This is a genomic window from Pseudobutyrivibrio sp. OR37 (genome assembly GCF_900113655.1).
In the GTDB taxonomy this organism is placed as follows: domain Bacteria; phylum Bacillota; class Clostridia; order Lachnospirales; family Lachnospiraceae; genus Pseudobutyrivibrio.
The window spans coordinates 1-5,985 of sequence record NZ_FOQF01000060.1 but is presented as its reverse complement, the minus strand read 5'-3'; the positions used below and the strand labels follow the sequence as shown (position 1 = coordinate 5,985).

7 protein-coding genes and 1 pseudogene are annotated in these 5,985 nt (G+C 34.1%); 2 read left to right on the top strand and 6 right to left on the bottom strand.

Going from position 1 to position 5,985, the window contains the following annotated elements:
• Window positions 1–190: pseudogene (locus BM097_RS16460) on the top strand (IS4 family transposase); the annotation flags it as partial.
• A 176-nt stretch (window positions 191–366) separates the two neighbouring features.
• Here the strand turns inward: BM097_RS16460 and BM097_RS15665 are convergent.
• The 6 genes from BM097_RS15665 to BM097_RS15640 form a co-directional block, all read right to left on the bottom strand.
• Window positions 367–2,949: a hypothetical protein gene (locus BM097_RS15665; protein WP_090552594.1), complete on the bottom strand. Its 2,583-nt coding sequence runs from the start codon at window positions 2,947–2,949 to the stop codon at window positions 367–369.
• Window positions 2,950–3,304: 355 nt separating this feature from the next.
• Window positions 3,305–3,487: a hypothetical protein gene (locus BM097_RS15660; protein WP_090552592.1), complete on the bottom strand. Its 183-nt coding sequence runs from the start codon at window positions 3,485–3,487 to the stop codon at window positions 3,305–3,307.
• A complete protein-coding gene (locus BM097_RS15655) occupies window positions 3,484–3,963 on the bottom strand; it encodes a GNAT family N-acetyltransferase (RefSeq protein WP_090552590.1) in 480 nt (159 codons plus the stop codon). Before BM097_RS15655 ends, BM097_RS15660 begins: the two co-directional genes overlap by 4 nt.
• On the bottom strand, window positions 3,948–4,451 hold the full coding sequence (locus tag BM097_RS15650) for a YbaK/EbsC family protein (protein ID WP_090552587.1): 504 nt from the start codon (window positions 4,449–4,451) through the stop codon (window positions 3,948–3,950). Before BM097_RS15650 ends, BM097_RS15655 begins: the two co-directional genes overlap by 16 nt.
• A 137-nt stretch (window positions 4,452–4,588) precedes the next feature.
• Window positions 4,589–4,900: a TfoX/Sxy family protein gene (locus tag BM097_RS15645; protein ID WP_090552585.1), complete on the bottom strand. Its 312-nt coding sequence runs from the start codon at window positions 4,898–4,900 to the stop codon at window positions 4,589–4,591.
• A gap of 69 nt (window positions 4,901–4,969) precedes the next feature.
• A complete protein-coding gene (locus BM097_RS15640) occupies window positions 4,970–5,605 on the bottom strand; it encodes an MBL fold metallo-hydrolase (RefSeq protein ID WP_090552582.1) in 636 nt (211 codons plus the stop codon).
• A 173-nt stretch (window positions 5,606–5,778) separates the two neighbouring features.
• Between BM097_RS15640 and BM097_RS15635 the strand changes: the two genes are divergently transcribed.
• The coding region (locus BM097_RS15635; protein WP_143085013.1) for a helix-turn-helix domain-containing protein at window positions 5,779–5,985 on the top strand (207 nt) is incomplete at its 3' end.

The window sequence follows — 5,985 nt, the reverse complement described above, 5'->3', positions numbered from 1 at the left end:
AAAATATACATATAAAGCCAACTTTTCAGTTGCTGCTCACATGTGCAAAAAGTTTTACCGCGGTATTACATCTCCACCTGATTTAGAAACCATCATATCAAGAAATCTTGTACCCATTAGACCAGACCGACATCGTGAAAGATACCAGTCAGCAAGAATCTTTAGAGGTTTCTTATATAGAGTAGCATAAAAATGAAAAGTTAAAAATGTTATTTAGGCAGATATACAATCTGTCTTCTTTTAATGTCTAAAAAAGGAAAAAACGAGATTGAAGCATATCACTTCAATCTCGTTTTCTTCATCGTAGCCTCCACCGCAATGTTAACTTAATGACATTGCCTTCGGAGGCTCCTCTTAACATCATAATTATTCTATTCTTTGCTTTTCAATTACATATCCTATTTTTTCTTCTGGAACACGATATTTTACTTTCATTGTAATCGTTAATACCAGCTCATCGTTATATATATATGATTCTAACTCTTCTTTTGTGAATTCTAGCTCAATCCCATCATCCGCCCTATATAAATATTTATTGTTATCAATAGCTATATAATCACATTCAGTAAGTTCCACATGGCGTGTCTTAACTTGTATTTCATCAATAAATAGCTCTATAGGAGATTTTAAAAGCATGCCCATACTACCATGTCCGATATTTACACACTCAAAATCGTTGTCTATGAATAATTGATTACGTTGCATTCTTTTTCTATAATCAAATGTTGCAAATGAATATTGCGGACCTACAACGTATTTTGTATTGCTGTCTATGAGAAACTTTTCGAAATCATCGTCATTATTATTTTTATATTCATCAAGTTTATTTAATTGACTTAATTTCTCAATTATTTCGCTTAAAAAAGCACGCTCAAAAGACCTTACGTTACTCTCTATAAAATCACTTGTAACAACTGAAACAGGTATTCGTTGATTTAATAAGACTATCTTTTTTTCTGCATACTTATCTTTTGGTTCCACTGTCCATTTTTTCATAAGGTCTGCAAAATGAGTTTTTAAATATTCAACAAAACCTTTAATAATACAATTTTGATTATTTAATTCCGAAAAAATACTATAATCTTTTTTGGATTCCTCTAATAAATACAATTTATATGCTGCCGCTGATAATGTTAATAAACTCTCGTATCCTCGTTCTATTACTAAATCCCTTTCCTTCAACTTGGAGCCAAAGCAATCATATATAGTACACATTTTTTCTTTCAGGTTCTCTGCGCCAATCCCCCCGTATGCTTTAAACAAGGCTTCAGACCTATTATGTTTCATGTAAATTTTCAACAATGTATCATCTCTATATACTCCGCTAAATATAAGAGCTATAAATAAAAAGTAATCTTTAAATACATTATCAATTATGCATGTTTTTACCTTACCATTAGCAGGCACCTCCTCATATCTATCCATAACTCTATATATGTCTCGATATAAATCATTTAATGAGCCTTTGTACTCAATCAATGAATATAAAAATGAATCAAATATTTTTTTCTCTTTAAACTTTATTAGTATTTCTTTAGCATTTTTTCTTCTTTCGTCAGAAATATAAATATCGCTTTCTCTTTCTGCTAGATAATATGCGTAACATAATATTAATGATACCAAAAGAATATTTGAGTATTCCACTTCATAATACATTGGATTATAGTCATACACCTCTACATATGATGTTGCAAGTTCTCCTTGTGAGTTCTTGAGTAGAGCGGCAAAATAAGCAAATTGATATTCCCCCATAACACGATTGTATATGTCCTTACAATCTTCTGGGATTTTTTCATCTTGCCATATCTTTCTATATCCCCATTTTTCTTTTTTCAACGACTGACCATTAGATGCATGATATGATAATACTCTTACATATTCAGAAATAAACCATATAACCTGCTTGTATATTTTTTCTATTGATTCTTGATCACTTATTTTTTCATCATGACAGTATATCGCTACTCTAGTTATGTAATACGCATACTCTTTCCAATCACAGGTTTTCTTTAATTCCATAAAAGGAATTCTATATAATTCATCAAAGAGGACATGTAAACAATCATCATATAGATCAAAGCAATGCTCAATATGACAATTATTATTTTCTACATATCTATAAATGTTCTCATAGACTTCTTCAAAAAAGAGGAAAATGCGCTGCTTGTCATCAGCAGACTTTACAATATAAGCTGCCATTTCCTCTATTAATAAAATACCTTTTATTGGGTCTTTATCAAGAAATCCTTCAATACTGTTAAGGAAACGTTTTTTATTTTGCTCATATGTAGTTTTATTTTCACACTGTTTAATCCACCATTTCGTATATGTAGTTAATGTATCCTTCTTGTCCTCAAAACTCACCTCACCGGACAATAACATATAGTTACTATATCGTTTTAATTCGTCTTCGATAAATCTTTGCCCTTTGAAGACACTATATAACTCCATTATTGAACCTATTATGACTATGCATGAAATCCAAAACAAAGAAAAAACCACATTATATAAGCCTAAAATGTAAAACAATACGCTAAATCCAATTGCAGATATCAAGCCTATTATTATTCTTTTTTGTTTAAAGATACTCGGCTTTATATTTAAATAATAATTGCAAACAGATATGCCGTAATATTCATCAGATATAACACCAGAAAGCAACGCAATAATGGCAATTACCAATGGACCTACCGCTGCCTGAATTTGCACAATAGCTAGTGTCACATTTGAAAAATCCGTTACTAACAATCGAATATTTAGTATTTTTCTTATAACAATAGGTAATTCTGTTTCTGGTAACGATAGCAAAAACTCATTAACGTCCATTATTATCCCAAATAGTATTGTAAATGATATTGCTAACAAATATTTTATTTCTTTATTTTGCTGCTTTTTATGTTCTTCTTCCCACGATATATCATCAAACATATTCTCAACATTATAATCCATAACAAAGTTCTCCTATCAACTATTTATACGGTATTTATTGTACTACAATACACAGAAATCCGTAACTGTGAAACACTTAGATTTCCACTTCGTATTAAACATTAAAATTCTTGATAACCAAACAGAATCCTCAGTATAACTCCTCAAATATAACTGTAATCCACAAACTTCATCAGTTTAATCATACGTCAAATTCGTGAAAGTTTTTTCACTGGAACTTGCACCTTTATAACAGTTTCTATACACAAAAAACAATGCTTAAAGGCAACCCTCAAAGCATTGTTTTTTCTGATGTAATCCTTATTTTAATTTTGATTTAACAAAGATTCCTTCAACCAGAATCCCTTTTTGAGTTTTAATATTCCTCCGGCCAGACATCTCCTACATCTAATCCATTATTTGTAAGCCACTCGTCTTCAACCGTTACGTAAGATTCATTACCATCTTCATCTACAAGTGTTACTGATACAGTGGGCTTTTGGCTACCTGTTTCTTCACAACCAAAATCCCCATCAAAAATGTGTTTAATTATTTTCATAATAATTCCTTCAAATAGAATCTGTTCATTGAGCTATGCACAACTTCTTTAGGCTTTTCTATCAGCTTATATCCGCATTTTTCATAAAGATGAATTGCTACCTTTAAATTAGTATGAGTCTCAAGGTATATTCTTTTATAACCTTTGTTCAAAGCAGTCTCTTCAACTAAATCTATAAGTTCATATGAAAGCCCCTGTCCTTTAGCAGCGTCTGTTAAATATAGCTTTTGAAGCTCTGCAGTGTCATCCATAAAGCCTAGTTCAGCCAGCCCTATTCCCCCGATGATATTGTCATTATCATCCAATGCAATGAAGTACGCTCTTTGGGGAGAAGCTAGGTAAAAATCACTGAGATTATTGAGGTTCTCATCAAAGTATACTGTTCCAGGAATATCCAGTTTATTAGCCTTCAAATTATCTCTTATTATGTTAGCTAAAATCAGATTATCTTTTGGTTCAATTATTCTGTAATGCATTTATCATCTCTTTCCCCATCTTCCCAGCCTTTACAAATATCTACCCATCCTTCAGCTCCAGATGCTTTCTCAAGCTCTGCTGGAGTAATCTTTACGGATGTATATTCGTTGCCTCCTGCAGGATGAACATATTCGAATCGCTTCATAGAAACATCCAGCCAGATTGGAATATCCTCAGGCACAGCAAAAGGACAAACACCACCAGGCTGAAAGCCTGTAATCTCCTGCACCTGATCACGTGGAATCATATGAGGCTTGGTGTGAAAATAAGTTTTAAACTTAGAACTGTTTACCTTCCCATCGCCAGCCATAACAACCACAACAGGCTTTTCATCCACTACAAAGGACAATGTCTTCGCAATCTCTGGCTCGCTACAACCAATCTGCTGAGCAGCATGCTCCACCGTATCAATAGTCTCTGTATGCTCTGTGAGCCTGTCCCCCAGAGACTTCTCATCTAGGAATGCTTTTACCTTCTCATTAATCATCGCTATACCTCCATGTTAAATTCAATTATAGCGAAGCAATGCTATTAGCAGGAAATAAAAGATTTCTATTGCTAGTTATAAATCTCATCTATAATCTCCCACTTCCATATCAATCTCCTGTCCTGATTTCCTTCTTTCTACTTTTTCTTAGGTGCTGGCAGTTCATCTACCATCGCATTAAATAACTCATACAGGAAATCTCTGTTATCTATATCATCCACCAACAACATTTCCTTCGCTCCCTCATAAGGCAATTCTAGAGAAGCTTCTGGCATCATAGTCATGGCAGATTTTGTCGGCTTCACAAGAAATCTATCATCATAGATTCCACCTACAATCTTCCCCTGATAATAAATGATGTACTCACCCATCATTGCCTTGTATGTGATGTCATCCAGTGATGACAGTTGCTCTAAGACATATTCTAAGTACTCTTTGCTTGATGCCATTTATTCGCCCCCACGTTATTCTAACCTAATCGCATTAATTACCGGCTCCTCATATGGATGAAGCCCCTCCTATATCCTTACTTCAACCTTTACAGGCGACTTTACTAACCTAGAAAACTCTTCTCCCGCATTCTTAGAAGTTCCAGTTATCAGACCATAATGAACAGGAATAGCCACTTCTGGTGCAATTGTATTGATTAGTTCAGCTGCCTTCTTTGCATCCATAGTATAAGTTCCGCCAACTGGCACTAGGGCAATATCGCAGTTTACGGCTTTAGCCTCTTTAGTAGCATCAGTATCTCCCGCTACGTAAATACGTTTTCCATCTACAGAAATGATGTAGCCAACCCAACCAGCACTCTTTGGATGAAATGGTTTTAAAATATTGTAAGCAGCAACGGTTTCAAACTGTAATCCTTCTACTTCATAGCTTGCACCAGGATTAACATATTCAATCTTGCCCACCACTGCTGCAACTTCCGCTGCCTTGCTTTTCATTTTTTCAGGAACAACTAACACTGTATTCTTATTAGCGACCTTTTCAATGGCTTCTGGCGAGAAGTGATCATAATGGTCATGAGTAACTAATATAAATGCAGCATCATGTGGTGTTTCATCCATCTCAAATGGATCTACATAGACCGCCCTGTCTCCAACATCAATGCAAATACTGTTGTGCTTAAATACTTTAATCTTTTCTGTCATTAGTGCCCCCTTACTTATGTTTTGTATAAGGGTATTGTACTTCTTTTCAAAAAAGAGTGCCATTCATTTGAATAGCACTCAGAGTGTAGACAAAGAGGATGCTGCAAAACTTCTGATATGATCCTCCTTAAGTAGACAAGGTAAATAACCAAATCTACTTAAGGAGGTTTTTTATGTCAAAATCCCCATTTACTCCAGAGTTTAGAGAAATGGTATCAAAATTGTTTTTAGATGGTGAGTCTTCAATTGAGTTATCCAAGAAATATGGTGTCTCTGCTTACACAGTTCGAAAGTGGGCTTTAAGATATAAAGAACAAGGTATTGAAGCTTTCGCAAATCATGTTGGTAACAAGGCCTATTCACTTGAATTTAAGCAGCAA